Consider the following 1,137-nt stretch of genomic DNA (forward strand, 5'->3'; position numbering starts at 1 on the left):
ACGCCGATCGTCAGCAGGGCTTGCCGGTTCGACCGAGCCAGTTCCGCCGCCTCGCTGCCCGCCTGCCCGGCATCGCCGGCCGAGCCGTCAGGCTCGGAACCGGGGTTGGCGGGGGGGGTTAAGGGGGGGTGGAGGGGGTGCAGGGGGAGGCGGGGGGCCATCCGGGGGGGAGGACGGGGGTAAGTTACCGTCGCGTGACGGTAGCGTTACAGTAACGCCCTTACGGTGGGTCTCCCGATGCTTACGCACCCGAGCAGCTTGCTTCGCCCGCCGCTCGGCGTCCCTAGCCCGCTCCGACTCCATAGCGGTCTCCAGGCTGCGAACGGCGATTTCGATCACATCGAGAGATGCCCCGGCGGCGCGCATCTGCGCGATCAAGTCGGCGATGCTCATTCGCCCCTCCACTCTTCAGGGGTGCGATTCTTCTTGGCCGTGTTGCAGGGCTTGCAGGAGACGACGAGGTTGGTCGCGTCGGTGCGGCCGCCTCGGCTCCAGGGCATGACGTGGTCGAGCTGCGGCGTGGAGGTGACCCGCTGGCAGTACCGGCAAACCGGTCCGTCCCGAGCCAGGACCTCGTCGCGGACATCGACGGGGATCGTGCGACCATCCAAGACGACGACGTGTGCGAGCTTCTCGTCAGCCTCAACGGCCGCGACCAGCATCTCCGCCGAAGCACCGGCCGCGAGCATCGCCCGTAGGACTTCCGATCGAATGGCCATGGCTCTACTCCGCCGCGACCGGCAGGGGTTGGGGTTCAAGCTCGTCGACGAAGTCCTCCCAGGACAGGCGGCCGAGCGTCGTCGGACCACGATGGGAGCGGTCCCAGACGAACCAGGCGAAGGCCGTCATGCTGGTAGCCTTGGGGCCGTCCCAGCCGTCGCGGTGCATCATCGGCAGCCGCTTCCGAAAGACGTGGACGCGGGCCAGCGTGCCGGTGTCGAGCAGAGAGCCGCGCGTGATCCCTTCGTAGAAGGCGAGCCGCAGCAGCATCATCACCCGCGGGCAAAGCTCGACGGCTTTCTCGGCGAAGGCGCGGGCGTGCTTGTAGGGAGGATTCGTGACGATGCAGTCGACGCCGAACGGGGCGCCGTGCAGCTTCAGGAAGTCCATTTCGGCGACCTGACCAGGGCAGCCGTA

General features: G+C 68.1%; 2 protein-coding genes. Both read right to left on the reverse strand.

Annotation, left to right across the window (positions count from 1 at the left end; genetic code table 11):
• Positions 1-389 precede the first annotated feature (389 nt).
• Positions 390-719: an HNH endonuclease gene (locus tag MFF26_RS26345; protein WP_238308968.1), complete on the reverse strand. Its 330-nt coding sequence runs from the start codon at positions 717-719 to the stop codon at positions 390-392.
• 4 nt (positions 720-723) lie between these two features.
• On the reverse strand, positions 724-1,137 hold a 414-nt coding region (locus MFF26_RS26350), incomplete at its 5' end, for a class I SAM-dependent methyltransferase (RefSeq protein ID WP_238308969.1).

Origin of the sequence: Methylorubrum suomiense, from assembly GCF_022179765.1 — a bacterium.
In the GTDB taxonomy this organism is placed as follows: Bacteria; Pseudomonadota; Alphaproteobacteria; order Rhizobiales; family Beijerinckiaceae; genus Methylobacterium; species Methylobacterium suomiense.

Excerpts from the sequence above, each read along its gene's own strand:
- MFF26_RS26345 (WP_238308968.1), bottom strand. The coding sequence starts at position 719 with ATGGCCATTCGATCGGAAGTCCTACGGGCGATGCTCGCGGCCGGTGCT.